The organism is Stenotrophomonas sp. MYb238, from assembly GCF_009496535.1.
GTDB lineage: Bacteria > Pseudomonadota > Gammaproteobacteria > Xanthomonadales > Xanthomonadaceae > Stenotrophomonas.
On the sequence record NZ_WIDL01000012.1, the window covers coordinates 1 to 18,162 of the forward strand.

Genomic DNA, 18,162 nt, shown 5'->3' on the forward strand with positions numbered 1-18,162 from the left:
CAGGTAACAACGTCGCCAGCAGCGAAGCCAGAAGAGGGAGCGGGCGAGGACAGATCCTTTGTTTGCTCATGTCCTGGATCCTTCAGGGAGATGGGGCGCTGGACTGCGTGACATTTATCGGACGGGCTAAACTGTCGAAGTTCTGATTAAGTGTCCGGAAGATCACGCCATCACGCGAAGTAGTTGTCTCGACGACGGGGCGAAGGTACTCCGCGATATAACCAGCAGCACGCGGTTGCTGCGTACTACCCAGGCGAGTGGCAAACTGGGTTCCGGGCAGGGGCCACTGGTACCGATGCCGGGTAGTTTGCAGGATTTGCTGCGGGCCGCTTCCCTTCTCCACAGTGAGCAGCTTGCCTTCGTTATAACGGTAGCTGTTGCCATAGGTGTATCGCGTCCAGCGGCCTTCCGGCTCTGTGATAGTGGCAACTGCAATGCCGGCACAGTTGTCGTCCAGACAGATGGGTGCCGCACAGTCACCACTGGTGCACACCGGACCAGTTCCCGGCGCCCAGGAAATCGTACCGCCATAGCTGTAGTTCCACTCGGCCGGTTCCATGCCAGGGCCAGAAAGCACTTTCTTACGTAGTACCACGCTATGGTAGGCCAGTGGATACTGCGCAACGTCGTCGTTCGGGTTGTTATAAGGCGTGGTATAGCCGCTGCACACCTTGGGCACGTTGCTTCTGCCCCGCAGACCATAACCCACGGTGAATTGCCCCACTGCACCGGACGGATGCACAAGGCGGGCCGTCGCGCCGGGTTCGTTCACCATTGGGCCGGGATATCCGCAGGTGCGCAGAACGTCCTCGGGGCCGGATGAGCGTTCATACTGGAACTCAATATGGCTCATCGCATAGGCATCGATAGACCAGCTGCTTCCATCGGGCAAATCCACGCCGATCAAAGTGCCCTTCCCAGCAGCCGGATAGGCATAACGATACCGCCATGTTCGTGTGCCGTTGCTGATCTGTGTGACATGCCCTTGAGTGTTGTAGCTGAAAGACAGCGATCTGCCATCGCTGGCCGTGATCGCCTCCAGTCGCACTGGCATGTTGGCTGCATTGCTGTAGCGGTAGGCAATCCAGTTTCCAAAGTGATCTTCGACGCGAGTGGCATACAGTTCGGCTCGGCGTCGGGGCTCGGTTATGGTATCCAGCGTGTTGGACCAAGCTACCGCGGGCTCGAAGAAGCCAGCCTCCCAGTCGAAGGTGTAGCGCTTGCCGTCCGGCGCATGTGCTACGAATCCTTCGCCGGTGCTGTTCTGTCGCGATGACTTACAGGAGAACCAGGTCAGATCCTGGGTCAGCCATGGATAGGGGCCACCTGTACCAGGCCTTGGTACGTTATTGGCTTCCGCCACCAGCATGTCCTGACTTCCACTGCCGGGCAGGATCATTCGATTGCCTTGCCAATAGTCAGAAGATCGGAAGGTATGTCCACTGACGACAACCGGTGGCGGCGCACCCAACCCATTGTTGTTGCAGGTGCTGGCCCAGCCTGTACTGGCCAAGAAAATACCCGACAGGCGAGGTAATTCCAAATTCCAGTCGGCCATGGGCAGGTCGTCGTAGCGGTATTCGGCCCTGTTGCCAACCGACATCGTGCGCGACAACTCAATGGACATGCCAATGCCGGGCAAAATGATGTCGGCAGTGGAAAACCCAGGGGCTCCGGTATACAAATCCACACTATCACCGAACAGGTCCGCATCCATGGCGGTGAGATCAACCTGCCGCTTGATGAGTTTGTCGTACTCCTCCCAGGGATAGCGAAATGTTTGGGAGTTGCACACTACAGGCATCAACATGGTGAAAAGAACAAAGATCCGCAAGAACATGTTCACTCCATTGATAGCGGGCAGATCATAGGCCCCGCAATGCCGAAAGCAACGAGGCCATACTCATGGAAACGCTTTTTTCGCAAGAAGCCAAAAACCGGGAATCTCTTCAACTCCCGTTCTACGGCATGCCATTTCCCCCAGAGGCATGCCTTGTTGAGTATCGCCATATGATCTGGCCCCCGTCAATTCTTTAGCTCAATGATTCGTAGAGCGCCGATCTGGCCCGTCGAAGGCCAAACAGGCTTGCGCTTGCGGCAACGGTCATACTGCTCCGCGAAACACATGAAGCCGGGCACAGGTCTGGGGCATTCAAAATCGAAAGCTCGCTGCATCGCACGCTGTAGCGACCAACCTGAGCCACATCAAGTTGGGATTGTCCAATTTCTTCATCAAGTGGATATCTCCAATAGCAACCGATGAGGAGGTGGCGATGGAACTTGATCGGAGCTTGCTCCGCGCCCAGACCTACTGACTGGATCGAACGGTGATGCAGCTTGAAGAGGCAGGCCATCACTTCGACGCCATTAGCGGGCCCACTCGACAACTTCGCCAGATGCTAAAGATCAACAACGGGTTCGACCTTATTCTACGGATTAGGGCCTGAAGCTGTCCGTTCCCACCAGATGCCTTAGCTTCGAGGTGAAAGCAGGTGGCATCACACAACGTCAGGAGGGAATGGGGAGTCAGCGTACTAAGTAGCGGCAGGCGTGGGCGTCGGCTCCCTGATCATGTGCTCGAGGCTCTCAGGCTTCCGCCAGGCAGCGCGAAGAGTTAAGTGCGCACTCCGGTTTGATGCCGCTCATACAGGCCACGATCTCTTAGCCGTCGTTGAAAATCTTAGTTAAAAAAGAATAGCGAATCTATTTGATATGAAATCAATAACACGCATGGGATCGTTGACTGAAGATCATCCCAAACATGGACGTAATGGGTCAATTTCTATCCGGTTCGATCAGGCAGCCACAAGCACACGCCTGCCGCACCTTGAATAGCTAAGACCTTGGACAAGAATCTTCCCTGACAGTTTCCATTTTGAGTGTCAGCAAGGATGGCACGAACTGCTGGACATGTTTTTTGACCGCCCACACACACGGACTGATCTGCACGGAGACCCACAGGTCACCGCTCAGCAAATGAAGGAGAAGTACGGCACGCTGCGGTTCTACATGGGCGCAGCCAACGATGAGCAATTCGCCTTGATTAACAAAGCGGAAGAAAACTCAGTTCGGGCCTGCGATGTCTGCGGCGTACGAGGCAATTGCACCGTTTCAATGGCGACCGACGCCATGGTATGGCACCGCTCGCTGAATAATCCGTCTGCCGCGACGAGGCGTGAAAACTCAGCGCCTGCCGAACAACTGCCCCCGCTCCTCCTCGCTCAACGGCTTGCCCGCATCCGGGTTGACGGTCGGGCCCAGCGCGTAGGCGCGCTGGGTGGCCGGGCGCATGGCGATGGCCTGGTGCCAGCGGTGCAGGTGCGGGAAGGCGTCGAAGTCGGCCGGCAGCTTGCTGTAGGCGCCGATCCACGGGTAGCTGGCCATGTCGGCGATGCCGTATTCGTCGCCGGCCAGGTACTGCGATTCGGACAGGCGCTTGTCCATCACCCGGTGCAGGCGCCGCACCTCGCTGTCGTAGCGCTCGATGGCGTAGGGGATGCGCTCGGGCGCGTAGACGTTGAAGTGGCCCATCTGCCCGCTCATCGGCCCCAGCCCGCCCATCTGCCAGAACAGCCACTCCAGCGTGGCGGCGCGGCCGCGCAGGTCGGCGGGCAGGAAGCGGCCGGTCTTCTCGGCCAGGTACAGCAGGATCGCGCCGGACTCGAACACGCTCAGCGGCGCGCCGCCGTCGGCCGGGGCGTGGTCGACGATGGCCGGCATCTTGTTGTTGGGCGAGATGGCCAGGAAATCGGGCTGGAACTGGTCGCCCTTGCCGATGTTGACCGGATGGATGCGGTACGCCAGCTCCGCCTCCTCCAGGAACAGGGTGATCTTGTGGCCGTTGGGGGTGGGCCAGTAGTAGAGGTCGATCATGAATGCGTCTCCGTGGGGACCGTCACCGGGGACCGATACGGTAGCGCTTGGCAGCCTACCGGACGACCGTTAACCTGCCGCCTTTCCGCAACGCAGCATCCCTGCCATGTCCGAACACAAACCGCTCAGCCCCCTCCCGGCCCTGATCTTCGCCTCGCGCTGGCTGCAGTTGCCGCTCTACCTGGGGCTGATCGTCGCCCAGGGCGTCTACGTCTATCTGTTCGGCCACGAGCTGTGGCACCTGATCACCCATGCCGCCAGCTGGACCGAGCAGCAGATCATGCTGATCGTGCTCGGCCTGATCGACGTGGTGATGATCTCCAACCTCCTGGTGATGGTCATCGTCGGCGGCTACGAGACCTTCGTCTCGCGCCTGGGCCTGCAGGGCCACCCGGACCAGCCGGAGTGGCTCAGCCACGTCAATGCCTCGGTGCTGAAGGTGAAGCTGGCGATGGCGATCATCGGCATCTCCTCGATCCACCTGCTCAAGACCTTCATCGAGGCCGGCCAGCTGGGGCTGCCGCTGTGCGGGCCGGACGTGGCCGCGGGCGCGACCTGCACCAAGTTCACCTCCACCGGCGTGATGTGGCAGACCATCATCCACTGCGTGTTCATCCTGTCGGCGGTCGGCATCGCCTGGACCGACAAGCTGATGTCCAACGGCCATTCGAAGCCGAACGCGCATTGACCCGGCCGATGGCCGCCGTACCCCGGCGGCCATCGGCTTTCGCCGCCGCCCTCGCCCCGACCTCGTGCTGGCGCGGCGGCAATGCTAGATTCGCCCTTCGCCCCGGGTCCGGCCGGCGTCGGGAAACGCCGCGCATCATGACGGCCCGGGCGAGCAACCATTCGCGTTCGTCGATTCAAGGGGAAGATTGATGTCGTACGTCACGATCCACGGCAAGACACGCCTGCTGGCGCCCGCCCTGCTGGCCGTCGCGCTGGCCGCCTGTTCGGGCAAGGACGATTCCGCCCCGGCCGCCGCCGGCACCCCGGCCACGCCCGCGGCGCAGGCGCCGGCTCCCGCGGTTTCGGCCAAGGTGCAGTCGATGGGCACCGACCAGCTGCGCGATTCGGCCAGCACCGCGCTGCGCGAGAACCGCATGTACGCGCCGGCCGGCGACAACGCCATGGAGTACTACCTGGCCCTGCGCGACAAGCTGCCCGACGACGCGGCGGTCAAGAGCGCGCTGACCGACCTGCAGCCCTACACGCTGATCGCCGCCGAGCAGAGCCTGGCGCGCGAGGACTTCCCCGAGGCCCAGCGCCTGGTCGCGCTGATCGAGAAGGTGGACCCGACGGCGCCGGCGCTGCCGCGGCTCAAGCAGGGCATCTCCCGCGGCATGGAAGTGGCGGTCAAGCGCACCCAGGAGGAGACCGACAAGGTCAAGAAGGACGCCGAGAACCGCGCCAAGCAGCTGGTCGAACAGCAGCGCCTGGCCCAGCAGCAGGCGGCCGAGGCCACCGCCGCGCAGCAGCTGGCCGCGCGCCAGGAAGCGGCGCGCAAGGAAAGCGAGCGCCTGGAGGCCGAGCGCCAAGCCGCCGCCAAGCGCGAGGCCGACGCCCGCGCCGCCGCGCAGCAGGTCGCCGCTGCGCCGAAGCCGGCCGCGGCCGCGCCGACCCTGCGCGCGGTGAGCACGCCCGCCCCGCGCTACCCGGCCGACGCGCTGCGTTCGGGCACCTCCGGCGAGGTACTGGTGGAACTGACCGTCGGCACCGACGGTTCGGTCACCGAGGCCCGCGTACTGCGCGCCAACCCGCCCCGCGTGTTCGACCGCGAGGCATTGAACGCAGTCAGGCGCTGGCGCTTCGAGCCGATCTCCAGCCCGACCACTACGCGCCGCACGCTGGCGTTCCAGCCGAACCAGTAGATGCGGGGCTAGGCCGGCGAAAGCGTGCGCGGCAAGCCGCGCACCTGCGACGACGGAAGGCCCGGAGCGCTCCGGGCCTTTGTTTTTGTTGCAGCTGCGGGTTTTTCCCCTCTGAAGCCATGTTGACGGGGTCCTGCGCCGGGCAAGCCCGGCACCTGCGGATGCATTGGCCCAGTCCGACCAATATCTGCCGCACGCTGGCGCTCCAGCCGAATCCGTAGCGGCGAGGCTCGCCTCGCAGAGGGCTTGTCGGCGAAAGTGTGTCCGGCGAAGCGTGCGCAGCACGCTACGCATCTGCAAAGACGAAAGGCCCGGATCGCTCCGGGCCTTCGTTTCCCATGCGGCAATGCGAGCTCAGCCCGAGATCGCCAGCTTCTCCTGCCTGTAGCGCCACACCGCCACCGCCCACAGCAGCACCGCCAGCAGCAGCGACGCCGCCAGGTAGACGCCCCATTGCTCGGCACCCGGCATCTCGCCGCGGGTCACCTTCACCAGCATCTGGTTCTGCGACAGGAACGGCACCGCGTACTGCCACAGCTGGGTGTCCTTCAGCGGGTAGGCCATCAGCGCGTAGCCGGGCATCATCGCCAGCATCATCAGCCAGACGATGTGGCTCTGTGCCTCCTTCATGCTCCTGGCGCCGGCCGCCAGGCAGGTCAGCAGCGCGGTGCCGAGCAGCACCAGCGGCAGCAGCACCAGCAGCAGCTTGCCCATCGCCATGAAGCTCACGTCCAGCGAAGCGCCCACGCCACGGCCGATGCTGGCGCTGAACTTGAACGACAGCAGGATCAGCAGGATCGCCGTCAGCCCGACCAGCGTCGACGCCAGCATCTTGCCGCTGACCAGGGCGCCGCGCGGGGCCGGGGTGGCCAGCAGCGGTTCCAGCGACTGCCGCTCGCGCTCGCCGGCGGTGGTGTCCATGACCAGGTGCGAACCGCCGATGAAGGCGAACATCATCAGCAGCATCGGCAGGATGACGGACAGGAAGATGCCGCGTTTGGCTTCGGCGGTGGCCAGGTCGCGCGTGCCCACGCTCACCGGCGCGGCCACCATCGGGTTGACCCCGCGCGCCAGCAGCCGCAGCGCACCCACCGACTGCCCGTAGGCCGTCAGCACCGAACGCACGCGCGCCACCTGCACGTCGCTGGTGCGGCGCGTGGTGTCGGCGACGATCTCGACCTTGGCCGGCTTGCCGGCATGCCAGGCATCGGCGAAGTCCGGCGCGATCACCAGCGCCACGTCCTCGCGCTGGGCGCGGATGCGGGCCTCGTAGTCGTCCGGCGCGGCGCTGGCGGTGATGCCGTGGCTGGCCAGGAACGCCACCAGGTTGGGCGCGCGCTCGATGCCCACCACCGGCAGCGCCATGTCCTTCTCCAGCTGGTTCTCCACCCGCAGGTTGCTGAGCTTGTCGATGCCCAGGAACAGCAGCGGGTACAGCAGCGGCGCGGTGAACAGGGTCAGCAGGAAGGTGCGGCGGTCGCGGGCGAAGTCGCGCAGCTCCTTGCGCATCACCGTGAGCATGCTGCCAATGAATCCGGTCTTGTTCATGCGTGCAGGCCCTCCTCGCTGCCGATCAGCTTGACGAACGCGTCTTCCAGGTTGGTTTCTCCGGCGTGTGCGCGCAGTTCGTCGGGCGTGCCCTGCGCCACCACGCGGCCGTGCGCGACGATGACGATGCGGTCGCACAGCGCCGCCACCTCCTGCATGATGTGGCTGGAGAAGATCACGCAGCGGCCTTCGGCGCGCAGTTCCTTGAGGAAGCCGCGCAGGCCGCGGGTGGTCATCACGTCCAGGCCGTTGGTGGGCTCGTCGAGGATCACGTTCTTCGGGTCGTGCACCAGCGCGCGGGCGATGGCGGTCTTGGTGCGCTGGCCCTGGCTGAAGCCTTCGGTCGGGCGGTCGAGGAAATCCTCCATCTGCAGCGCCGCGGCCAGGCGCGCGATGCGCGCGGCGATCGTCGCCGCGTCCATGCCGTGCAGCTGGCCGAAGTACTCGATGTTCTCGCGCGCGGTCAGGCGCTTGTACACGCCACGCGCGTCGGGCAGCACGCCCAGGCTGCGGCGGACCGTGTCGGGGTCGGCCGCGGCGTCCACGCCATCGACCAGGACCTTGCCGGTCTCGGGCGTCATCAGCGTGTAGAGCATGCGCAGCGTGGTGGTCTTGCCGGCACCGTTGGGGCCGAGCAGACCGGTGATCTGGCTGTCGTGGGCGGTGAAGCCCACTTCGTCCACGGCGATCACCGGCGTCTTGTCCCTGCCCTTGCCGGGAAAGGTCTTGCGGAGTCGTTCTGCGACGATCATGGAAGCGGATTCCTCAGTGATGCGTGGACGGTCACGGTTCCCAGCCATTGAAGCTGGTGAACGGCGGCACGTAGTTCAGTTTTTCCAGGCAGGCGCCGTCGAGCTTGGCGGCGTCGGTGTTGTCGATGAACTGGGCGAACAGCTTGGGCATGCAGCCGGCGCCGATCACCGCGTGGCCCTGGCCGCGCAGCACGAACAGGCGGCCGTTGCGCAGGCCCTTGACCACTTCCTCGCCGTAGCGCGGCGGCGTGACCGGGTCGAACTCGCCTTCCAGCACCAGCGCCGGCACGGCGCTGGACAGCGCGGCGTGGAAGTCGGCCGGCACCTGGCCCTTCGGCCATGCCCTGCACATCGCCGCCAGCCCCTCGGCCATGCGGTTGCCGAGCACGGTGCCCTCGTCCTCGTCGCGCGCGGTCATGCCGGTGTCGTCCTCGCTGCAGATCACCGACAGCTGCATGCCCATGGCCATGGCGTCCTTCATGTCGCCCTGCATCATCCGCGCCAGCGCCATCAGGTCGCCGTAGCGTCCGTTGCGCGCCTCGTGGATCAGCTTGGGTAGCAGCGCCGCGGCCTGCGGCATGTAGGCGTACATGCGCACCAGGCCGGCGACGGTGTCGGCGCGCAGCACGTCCTCGCGCTCCTGCCCGGTGTTGGCGTCGCGGTAGCGCACCGTCACCGGGTTGGCGCGCAGCGTGGCCAGCAGCGCGTCCAGCTCGGCGCGCGGATCGCCCAGCGCCGCCTTGCATGCGGCGTTGCCGGTGCACTGGGCGAACTGCAGCGCCAGCGCGTCGTCCAGGTTGCGGGCGAAGATGTTGCCCAGCTGCAGGGTGTTGGGCACCACCGAGTCGAGCACGATGCTGCGCGTGCTCTGCGGATGGCGCATGGCGTACTGCTGCGCCACGCGGGTGCCGTAGCTGACCCCGAGCAGGTTGATCTTCTCCGCGCCGATGGCCTGGCGCACGGCATCCAGGTCGGCGACGGCATCGGTGGTGGTGTAGTGGCGCAGGTCGGCCTTCTTGGACAGCGTCGCCGCGCAGGCGGCGGCCGCGGCCTCCATCGCCTCGACGCCGGCCTCCTCGCCCTCGGGCGCCTCGCAGGACAGCAGGTTCGATTTGCCGGTGCCGCGCTGGTCCAGGAGGATCACGTTGCGGCGCTTGCGCACGTCGGCGAAGGCGGCGTCGATCTGCGGATAGCTTTCCACCGCCGACTGGCCGGGGCCGCCGGCGAGGAAGAACACCGGATCGGGCAGCACGCCGTCGGGCTTGTCCGGCGCCAGCAGCGCGATGTTCAGCGCGATCTTGCGGCCCTGCGGGTTGCCGCGGTCCTCGGGCACCTCGAAGGTGGTGCACTGCGCTTCCAGGCTGTCACGGCTGAACGGCGAGTCCAGCGAGCACGGGCGGAACGCCAGGCTGCCGAGCATCAGCGGCCTGGCCTGCACGGCGGTCGCCGGAACGGGGGCCGTGTCGGCCTTGGCCTCGTCGGGCGCGGGCTTGAATGCGCGGTAGCCGAGCACCGCGACGAGCGCGGCCACCGCCAGGAGGGTACGGGTCTTGCGGGACATCATCGGAACAGCCCCTTGTGGTTGATGGAACGGATCTGGATCTGCCAACCCATGACGCGGCTGGCGGCGTTATGTGACGTCGGGAAAGAAGATGTCCTCGATCCTGGCGTCGAACAGGCGGGCGATGCGGAACGCCAGCGGCAGGCTGGGATCGTACTTGCCGGTCTCCAGCGCGTTGACGGTCTGCCGGGAGACTTCCAGCCGTTCGGCCAGTTCCCCCTGCGACCAGCCCCGGGCTTCGCGCAGATCGCGCAGGCGGTTGTCCATGCGTGCGCGCTCAGCTGTAGCGGCGCGAAACGACGGTCTTGGCCAGGCCGTAGGCCAGGCATACCAGCGGGAAGACCCAGATCATCGCCGCGCTGGCCGGTACGTCCAGCACCTTGGCGGCCTGCAGCAGGCCGGCGGTGAGGTAGAGCAGCGACACGAAGGCCGCGGCGAAACTGACCGCCTGCAGTTCGATGCGCTGCTGCAGCTCGTCCACGTCGCGGATGTAGCGGATCATCGCGCGCAGGGTCATCGCGATCGGCGGCACCGGCAGCAGGGCGATGCAGGCGCGCAGCGCGGTGCCGTCCACGCGCTTGAGCAGCGTGATCGACAGCACCAGCAGCACCACGTAGGCGCCCATCGCGATCATCATTTCGCGGCTGTAGCGCCGGCGCAGCGCCAACGGCGCGGTATCGCAGGCGTTGGGCAGCTGCCGGCGCAGCAGCGACACGAACGACAGGCCGATGGCCACCCCGATGCAGATGCCGCCCAGCATTCCGGCGCTGTCGCCCGGCATCAGCCGCAGCAGCGCCAGCCCGGTCGCGCCGCTGGCGAGGACGCCGCCGACGATCCAGCGGTCCAGTGCGCGCGCCATGGCTCAGGAACCCCTGCGCGAACGCGCCAGGGAGACGCGGCCCGGCGCGGGGAAGGCCGCGTCCGCGCCGGCTGCCCTGCAGTCGGCACCGTTACCCGGCCGGGCGGTGCCGGCACGGAGCTGGTTTCGCGCTTCGTTCATGACTCTCCCCTGTCAAGCAAGCTTTACAGGAGGATGCAGCGGCCGACCACCAGCTGTCAAGCGAGCTTTACAGCCATGCGCCGTCCGGGAGCCACGGCGTGCATCCCGGCCCTGATGGGCGGAACGCCACCGGCCATTCAGGCAACCGGTCCCGGCTCCACCGCCAGGTCGCAGGCGACGCGGTTGCGGCCAGCGGCCTTGGCCCGGTACAGCGCCGCATCGGCGTGTGCCAGCAGGCGCTCCAGGTCCGGCGTGGCATCGGCGATGGCCACGCCGATGCTGGTGGTGATGACGATCGCGCCGCCGTCCCGATCCAGCGGGCTGGCCTCCAGCGCGGCGCGCAGGCGTTCGGCCAGGGCCAGCGCCTGCTCCATGCCGACGCCCGGCAGCAGCAGCACGAACTCCTCGCCGCCGTAGCGCCCAAGCAGCCAGTCGCGCCCGCGCAGGTTGCGCTGCAGGGTGCGCGCGGTGTGGTGCAACACCTCGTCGCCGGCCTGGTGGCCGCGGGTGTCGTTGATCCGCTTGAAGTGGTCCAGGTCCAGCAGCATCGCCGCGAACGGCTGCTGCAGGCGCACGCACTGCTCCAGCTGCTGGCCGCCGTCGCCAAGCAGCGCGGTGCGGTTGAGCAGGCCGGTCAGGCCGTCGCGGCGCGCCAGCCGGCGCAGGTCCACCATCTGCCGTTCGACGATCAGCAGCACCAGCGCGAAGGTGTGGCCGAGCATCACGAACATGCCGCCGATGTAAGTGACGCTCATCGGCAGGCCGGCACGCAGGATGTCGCCGCCGGCGACCGGCGCGACCGGGAGCAGCGCCCGCACCAGGAACAGCGCCGCATCCAGCAGGAACACCGTGGCCGCCAGCCGGCAGCTGCGGCGGACGTCGGCCGGGGCATGGCGCAGCAGCAGCCAGGCCTCCCAGATCTTCCAGATGATGATCAGCACGCTGTACAGCGCCAGCCGGATGCCGAGGTCAGGCCTGGCGATGGCGAACCAGGCGATGGCCAGCAGGTAGGCGACAGCCAGCGCGGACGCGGGCCGTACCGGCGCGCGGCGGCCCACATGCAGGGCCACGCCGGACAGCAGCAATATGCTGCCCAGCACGGCGAAGGCGTTGCGTACCAGGATGCCCACCGGCTCGGGCAGCGGCAGCGGCACGCTGACCAGCACCGTGCTCACCGCGCCGGCCCACAGGCTGGCGGCCCACAGCCGGGGCACGGGCTGGCTGCGCAGCACCAGCAGGATCAGCGAGAAACCGACCGCCAGCCCGATGTGCAGCAACAGGCCGATGACGGCGATGGTGGGGAAGTCCAGCGAAGCCAAGCCCGGGGGTCCTTGCGTCGAGCGGCGCCGCCACGCGCGGGACGCCTGGCCGAATCATGCAGCATGCGGGGCCGCCCGCGTATGCGCCGTGGGTTTACTTGCTGCTGACGTACTTCTCGCGGCGCACCTGCGGCGGCGCCAGGCCGGCGGCCTTCAGCGCCTCGAAGCAGGCATCGACCATGACCGGGTTGCCGCACAGGTAGGCGATGTCGCGCGCCGGGTCCGGCGCGATCTCGGCCAGCTGCTGCTGCACGTAACCGCTGCGCACGTCCGGATGCGGATCGGCCGGCAGTTCGCGCGACAGGCAGGGCATGTAGCGGAAGCCGGGGTGGGCATCGGCGAAGGCGCGGAAATCGTCGGCGTACAGCAGCTCGGCCGGGGTGCGCGCGCCCTGCAGCAGCACCACCTCGACGCCTCGTTCTTCCATGGCCGTGGCCAGCAACGGCAGCATCGAGCGGTACGGGGTGACGCCGGTGCCGGTGGCGATCAGCAGGTAACGGCCGTTGCGGTCGCCCGGCTGCAGGCAGAAGCGCCCGAACGGGCCGCTGCCGGTGACGTGCTGGCCGATCTCCAGCCCCTCGAACAGCGCGGTGGCGGCGCCGCCGGGCACGAAGCTGACCGCGATCTCCACCGCATCGCCCGGGCCGAGCACGTGGTCGTGGATGGTCGCCAGCGAATAGCTGCGCTTGGCGGCGGTGCCGTCGGCGTACGCGAAGTGCACCTGGATGAACTGCCCGGGCTGGAAATCCAGCGGCTGGCCGTCGTCGCGGACGAACTGGTAGTGGCCGACGGTGGGCGCCAGCATGCGGCGACCGGCCAGTCTGAGGGGGAATTGTGCAGGCACGAGCAACAGTGTGTAACCGGGCCGGGGCCGCGGGGGCACCTATAATACCGGCTCGCACTCATCCGGCGCCGTCACCCCGGCGCGAAGGCCCCGAGCTTGGACTCCCGAATCACTCCCGTCGCGCCCGCGCTGCGCGTGCACGACCTCCGCAAGACCTACGACAACGGCGTGGAAGCGCTCAAGGGCGTCTCGCTCGAGGTCGCCCCCGGCGACTTCTTCGCCCTGCTCGGCCCCAACGGCGCCGGCAAATCCACCCTGATCGGCATCGTCTCCTCGCTGGTGAACCTGAGCGATGGCCAGGTGCAGGTGTTCGGCTCGGACCTGGTGGCCGAGCGCAGCGCGACCATGCGCCTGATCGGCCTGGTGCCGCAGGAGATCAACTTCAACCTGTTCGAGAAGCCCTTCGACATCCTGGTCAACTACGCCGGCTTCTACGGCATCCCGCGCGCCGAGGCCGAGGCCCGCGCCGAGGAGGAACTCAAGCGCGCGCACCTGTGGAACAAGGCGCAGATGATGAGCCGCACGCTGTCCGGCGGCATGAAGCGGCGGCTGATGATCGCCCGCGCGATGATGACCCGCCCGCGCCTGCTGATCCTGGACGAGCCCACCGCCGGCGTGGACATCGAGATCCGCCGCGACATGTGGAAGACGCTGCAGGAGATCAACGCCGCCGGCACCACCATCATCCTGACCACGCACTACCTGGAAGAAGCCGAGCAGCTGTGCCGCAACCTGGCCATCATCAACCATGGCCGCATCGTCGAGCGCGGGCCGATGCGCACGCTGCTGGCCAAGCTCGACGTCGAGGGCTTCCTGCTCGACATCGACGGCGAACTGCCGCCGCAGCTGCCGCGCATCGAGGGCGCGCAGCTGGCCGCGGTCGACGCGCACACCCTGGACCTGGACATGCCGCGCGCGATGGACCTGAACCGCGTGTTCGACACGCTGGGCGCCGCCGGCATCCGCGTGCGCTCGATGCGCACCAAGAGCAACCGCCTGGAGGAGCTGTTCGTGCGCCTCACCGGCAACCTGGAGAACACCGCCGCATGAGCACGCCCGCGCCCGTGAACAACGTCCCCATGACCGACGGCGCCCGCAACCGGGTGGCGCTGGGCACCATCGTCCGCCGCGAGGTCAACCGCATCCTGCGCATCTGGGGCCAGACCCTGGTGCCGCCGGCGATCACCATGACCCTGTACTTCCTGATCTTCGGCGGCCTGATCGGCTCGAAGATCGGCGACATGGGCGGCTACAGCTACATGCAGTTCATCGTGCCCGGGCTGGTGATGATGAGCGTGATCCAGAACAGCTACGGCAACATCAGCTCCTCGTTCTTCGGCGCCAAGTTCGGCCGCCACGTCGAGGAGTTGCTGGTCAGCCCGATGCCGAACTGGGTGATCCTGTGGGGCTACGTCGCCGGCGCGGTGCTGCGCGGGCTGATGGTCGGCGCCATCGTGCTGCTGATCGCGCTGTTCTTCACCCGCGTGCACGTGCCGCACCCGCTGGTGACGCTGAGCACGGTGCTGCTGGGCTCGACGATCTTCTCGCTGGCCGGCTTCATCAACGCGGTGTACGCCAAGAAGTTCGACGATGTCGCCATCGTGCCGACCTTCATCCTGACCCCGCTGACCTACCTGGGCGGCGTGTTCTACTCGGTCACGTTGCTGCCGGCGTGGGCGCAGGCGCTGACCAAGGCCAACCCGATCTTCTACATGGTCAACGCGTTCCGCTACGGCCTGCTCGGCAGCAGCGACGTGCCGCTGTGGGTGTCCTACGCGCTGATGCTGGGCTTCGTCGCCGCGCTCACCGCGCTGTCGCTGTGGCTGCTGCGGCGTGGCGTCGGCCTGCGCAGCTGATGGCGGGCGCGACCCTGCCCCCTTGAGATAAATGGAGCCGGCAACATGCGCATCCTGATCCTCGGCGCCGGCGGTACCGGCGGCTATTTCGGCGGACGCCTGGCGCAGGCCGGCGTCGACGTGACCTTCCTGGTGCGGCCGGCGCGCGCGGCGCAGCTGCAGCGCGATGGCCTGGTGATCCGCAGCCCGCTCGGCGACGCCGCGTTCCCGGTGGCGCACGTCACCGCCGACGCGCTGCCGGCGCTGGCCGCGGCGCGGCCGTTCGACCTGGCGATGCTCAGCTGCAAGGCCTACGACCTGGACGGCTCGATCGACGCCATCGCGCCGGCGGTGGGACCAGGCACGACAGTGCTGCCGATCCTCAACGGCCTGCGCCACTATGGCGCGCTGGATACGCGCTTCGGCCGCGACGCGGTGCTCGGCGGGCTGTGCTTCATCAGCGCGACCAAGGCCGACGACGGCGCCGTCGTGCATCTGGACAAGCCCGCGCGCCTCACCTTCGGCGAACGCTACGGCGCCGCCAGCGCGCGCGTCGCCGCGCTCGCCGCTGCCTGCGAAACCGCGGGCATCGACCACGTCGCCTCGGACGACATCGCCGGCGAGCAGTGGATCAAGTACACCTTCCTGGCCACGCTGGCGGCGGGTACCTGCCTGATGCGCGCCGATGTCGGCCACATCGTCGCCACTGACCATGGCATAGCGCTCATGCGCGCGCTGTACGACGAATGCCTGGCCGCTGCCGCGCACGCCGGCCAGCCGATCCCGGCGAAGGCGCAGGACATCGCCCTGTCCGCGCTGACCAGGGCCGGCTCGCCGATCAAGGCCTCGATGCTGCGCGACCTGGAAGCCGGGCAGCGCGTGGAGGCGGAGCATATCGTCGGCGACATGCTCGAGCGCGCGCAGGCCGCCGGCCAGGCGGCGCCGCTGCTGCGCGCCGCGTACTGCCACCTGCAGGCCTACGAAGCGCAACGCGGCGCATGACCGCCGCCGGCGTCCTGCCGCGGCGGGTGCTGATACTGGGGCTGGGCTACGCCGGACGCGCACTTGCGCTGCACCTCCGGTCGCTGGGCGTCGTCGTGGAGGGCAGCGTGCGCGATCCCGCGGCCACGCCCGGCGACGGCATCGCACGCCATCGCCTGCACCCCGACCATGCCCCCGATGCGGCACTGCTGGCCGCCATCGCGGAGGCCGACGCCGTGCTGTGCAGCGTGCCGCCCGATGCCGACGGCGATCCCGCGTTGCGCCTGCTCGCGCCTGCCCTGCGCGCCAGCCCGGCGCTGCGCTGGGTCGGCTACCTGTCCTCGACCGCCATATACGGCGACCGCGATGGCGGATGGATCGACGAACGCTCCAATGCCGATGCCACCGGCGACACCGCGGTGCGGCGGCTCCTGGCCGAAACCCGGTGGCGCGCGCTGGCGCGCGAACGCGGCATCGCCGCGGCCGTGTTCCGCCTGCCCGGCCTGTACGGGCGCGGCCGCAATGCGCTGGTGCAGCTGGCGCAGGGCCGCGCGCGCCACATCGTGCGGCCCGGCCTGATGTTCAACCGCCTGCATGTCGCGGACCTGGCCACGGCAGTGGCCGCGGCGATGCGCCTGCCCACGCGCGACGCCCTGTACCTGCCCGCCGACGACGAGCCCGCGCCGCCCCAGCAGGTATTGGCCCACGCCGCGCACCTCGGCGGGTTCGCGATGCCGCCGGCGATGGCCTGGGACGATCCCGCGCTCGCGCCGTCGCTGCGGCGCTTCTACGCGGCCAGCAAGCGCATCGACAGCCGCGGTACACGCGCGGCACTGCAATGGCAGCCGCGTTTCCGCACCTATCGCGAAGGACTGGCCGACGCCTGGGCCGCGGGCGACGGCGCGGCACACCCCCGCTAGCGCGCCGGCGGCCCGGAGCGGGCGATGCGACGGAGCGCACGGCGACGCAACGCGTCTCCGTTATGCTCGGCGCTCCCCGACCCAGGAGATCAGCGTGCGCAGGAACTGCAAGGTATTGGGCTACGGCATGGCAGCGCTGCTGCTGGCCGGATGTGGCGCGGCGCCCGAGGGTGGCGAAGCCTCTTCCGCCGCCGGCAATGCGCCGGAGGCCGCCACGCCGGCCGGCGACACCGCGCCGGCAGCGACGGCAACACCGCAGGATGCAGGCGCCATCCACGACCGCGACGGCAAGCCGGTGGCGGTGCTGCCGTTCGACATCGCCGGCGTCCCGCCCAGCCAGGCCACGCTCGGCGCGATGCCGTTCTTCGGCCTGCCGCAGGGCTACGCGCCGCAGAACACCCCGCATCCGCGCGCATGGGCGCGCTTTCCGTTCCGCATCGGCGACGGCATCCACTGGGTGGAAGGCCCGAGCTGGTCGGCGCACATCGTCGCCGAGGGCGACAAGAGCTTTTCCGCGCTGGAACTGCAGCGCAACCTGGAAAACCTGATCGACGCGGCCGGTGGGAAAAAGGTGTTCGAGGGGCCGCTGCACCGCGACATCTACTACGGCCCGCAGCTGGAGGACGAGATCGGCGGCGGCTTCATCGACGCGGTGAACATGGAGCAGGACGCGCCGACCACGGTGTACGTGGTGCGCCAGGCGCAGCGCAACGTCTGGGTGCAGCTGACGATCGACGCCGGCGGCGCGGGCCTGGCGGTGCTGGAGGAAGTGCCGTTCCAGCCCAGCGCGCGCTGGAGCGACGCGTTCCCGCACCTGTCCCTGCCGGCCGGCTACCGCGACCGCAACAAGCCGCAGCAGCGCGACTTCGACCGTTTCCCGTTCTGGACCGGCAACGGCTTCGAGCAGGTCGAAGGCCGCACCTGGGCCGCCGACTTCGGCAAGGACGAGCGCGAGTACTCGATGCACGAGGTGCGCCGCAATCTCGAAGCGATGATGGCCACGGTCAACGCCACCAAGGTGTTCGAGGGCCGCATCCCGAAGGAGCAGGCGGAAACCGTGCCCAAGGCGCTGCTTTCGGCCTATTCGCAGGCGGCCGGCTTCAGCTGGGACGATGCCGACCTGGTCGTCTACCGCGCCGATCTGCCCGATGGCCGCCAGGTCTGGGTACACGCGCGGCTGGAATATCTCAGCGCCGGCTGGGTGGTGGCCGAGCGCACCGGCTTCGTGCAGACCGCCACGCTGCTGCCGGCCGCGGCATTGAAGCAGAAGCTGGACAGCGACGGCCGCGTCGCCATCCAGGTCAACTTCGCCACCGACAAGGCCGACATCCTGCCCAGCTCCGAGCCGCAGCTGGCGCAGGTGCTCGACCTGCTGCGCGCCGATCCGGCATTGAAGCTGTCGGTCGAGGGCCACACCGACAACACCGGCGACACCGCGCACAACCGCACGCTGTCCGAAGCGCGCGCACGCGCCGTGGTCGCGGCGCTGGCCGGCAAGGGCATCGATGCCGCGCGCCTGCAATCGGCCGGCTTCGGTGCCGACAGGCCGGTGGCCGACAACGCCGGCGAGGAAGGCCGCGCGCGCAACCGCCGGGTGGAACTGGTCAAGCGCTGATGCGTTGCCCGCGGCCCGGCCCGGGCCGGGCCGCGACGGCGCC

16 protein-coding genes are annotated in these 18,162 nt (G+C 68.0%); 7 read left to right on the plus strand and 9 right to left on the minus strand.

What is annotated here, in order from left to right:
• Nucleotides 1-82 precede the first annotated feature (82 nt).
• Both CQ393_RS09545 and CQ393_RS09550 read right to left on the minus strand, forming a co-directional pair.
• Nucleotides 83-1,840 (minus strand): hypothetical protein, encoded by a 1,758-nt coding sequence (locus CQ393_RS09545; protein WP_153191329.1) that lies wholly within the window; start codon nt 1,838-1,840, stop codon nt 83-85.
• A gap of 1,343 nt (nt 1,841-3,183) precedes the next feature.
• On the minus strand, nt 3,184-3,873 hold the full coding sequence (locus tag CQ393_RS09550) for a glutathione binding-like protein (protein ID WP_153191330.1): 690 nt from the start codon (nt 3,871-3,873) through the stop codon (nt 3,184-3,186).
• Between the two features lie 106 nt (nt 3,874-3,979).
• Here CQ393_RS09550 and CQ393_RS09555 point away from each other — a divergent pair, with 106 nt between their 5' ends.
• Entirely contained in the window at nt 3,980-4,561 is a 582-nt protein-coding gene (locus CQ393_RS09555) for a TIGR00645 family protein (protein WP_153191331.1), read from the plus strand.
• Between the two features lie 190 nt (nt 4,562-4,751).
• The gene (locus tag CQ393_RS09560; RefSeq protein ID WP_153191332.1) at nt 4,752-5,744 is read left to right on the plus strand and encodes an energy transducer TonB; all 993 of its coding nucleotides are present in this window, start codon (nt 4,752-4,754) and stop codon (nt 5,742-5,744) included.
• Nucleotides 5,745-6,098: 354 nt separating this feature from the next.
• Here CQ393_RS09560 and CQ393_RS09565 read toward each other — a convergent pair whose 3' ends face one another.
• The 7 genes from CQ393_RS09565 to CQ393_RS09595 all read right to left on the minus strand — a co-directional run bounded on the left by CQ393_RS09565 (nt 6,099) and on the right by CQ393_RS09595 (nt 12,768).
• Entirely contained in the window at nt 6,099-7,292 is a 1,194-nt protein-coding gene (locus CQ393_RS09565) for an ABC transporter permease (RefSeq protein ID WP_153191333.1), read from the minus strand.
• A complete protein-coding gene (locus CQ393_RS09570) occupies nt 7,289-8,044 on the minus strand; it encodes an ATP-binding cassette domain-containing protein (RefSeq protein WP_153191334.1) in 756 nt (251 codons plus the stop codon). The genes CQ393_RS09565 and CQ393_RS09570 overlap by 4 nt, the downstream gene beginning before the upstream one ends.
• 31 nt (nt 8,045-8,075) lie before the next feature.
• Nucleotides 8,076-9,605, minus strand: coding sequence for an alpha/beta hydrolase (locus CQ393_RS09575; RefSeq protein ID WP_153191335.1), 1,530 nt, complete (start codon nt 9,603-9,605; stop codon nt 8,076-8,078).
• A gap of 69 nt (nt 9,606-9,674) precedes the next feature.
• Nucleotides 9,675-9,872, minus strand: a complete 198-nt coding sequence (locus tag CQ393_RS09580) for a helix-turn-helix transcriptional regulator (RefSeq protein ID WP_153191336.1) — start codon at nt 9,870-9,872, stop codon at nt 9,675-9,677.
• A 10-nt stretch (nt 9,873-9,882) separates the two neighbouring features.
• Complete coding sequence (locus tag CQ393_RS09585; protein WP_153191337.1) at nt 9,883-10,464, minus strand: hypothetical protein; 582 nt, start codon at nt 10,462-10,464, stop codon at nt 9,883-9,885.
• Nucleotides 10,465-10,742: 278 nt separating this feature from the next.
• Complete coding sequence (locus tag CQ393_RS09590) at nt 10,743-11,924, minus strand: GGDEF domain-containing protein (protein WP_153191338.1); 1,182 nt, start codon at nt 11,922-11,924, stop codon at nt 10,743-10,745.
• A gap of 94 nt (nt 11,925-12,018) precedes the next feature.
• On the minus strand, nt 12,019-12,768 hold the full coding sequence (locus CQ393_RS09595; protein WP_343199913.1) for a ferredoxin--NADP reductase: 750 nt from the start codon (nt 12,766-12,768) through the stop codon (nt 12,019-12,021).
• Between the two features lie 96 nt (nt 12,769-12,864).
• Between CQ393_RS09595 and CQ393_RS09600 the strand changes: the two genes are divergently transcribed.
• The 5 genes from CQ393_RS09600 (at nt 12,865) to CQ393_RS09620 (ending at nt 18,119) form a co-directional block, all read left to right on the plus strand.
• The gene (locus tag CQ393_RS09600; RefSeq protein WP_153191340.1) at nt 12,865-13,818 is read left to right on the plus strand and encodes an ABC transporter ATP-binding protein; all 954 of its coding nucleotides are present in this window, start codon (nt 12,865-12,867) and stop codon (nt 13,816-13,818) included.
• Complete coding sequence (locus CQ393_RS09605; protein ID WP_153191341.1) at nt 13,815-14,624, plus strand: ABC transporter permease; 810 nt, start codon at nt 13,815-13,817, stop codon at nt 14,622-14,624. The genes CQ393_RS09600 and CQ393_RS09605 overlap by 4 nt, the downstream gene beginning before the upstream one ends.
• 45 nt (nt 14,625-14,669) lie before the next feature.
• Complete coding sequence (gene panE / locus CQ393_RS09610) at nt 14,670-15,605, plus strand: 2-dehydropantoate 2-reductase (RefSeq protein ID WP_153191342.1); 936 nt, start codon at nt 14,670-14,672, stop codon at nt 15,603-15,605.
• A complete protein-coding gene (locus tag CQ393_RS09615) occupies nt 15,602-16,504 on the plus strand; it encodes an NAD-dependent epimerase/dehydratase family protein (protein ID WP_153191343.1) in 903 nt (300 codons plus the stop codon). The genes panE and CQ393_RS09615 overlap by 4 nt, the downstream gene beginning before the upstream one ends.
• A gap of 94 nt (nt 16,505-16,598) precedes the next feature.
• A complete protein-coding gene (locus CQ393_RS09620; RefSeq protein WP_343199914.1) occupies nt 16,599-18,119 on the plus strand; it encodes an OmpA family protein in 1,521 nt (506 codons plus the stop codon).
• Nucleotides 18,120-18,162: the final 43 nt, after the last annotated feature.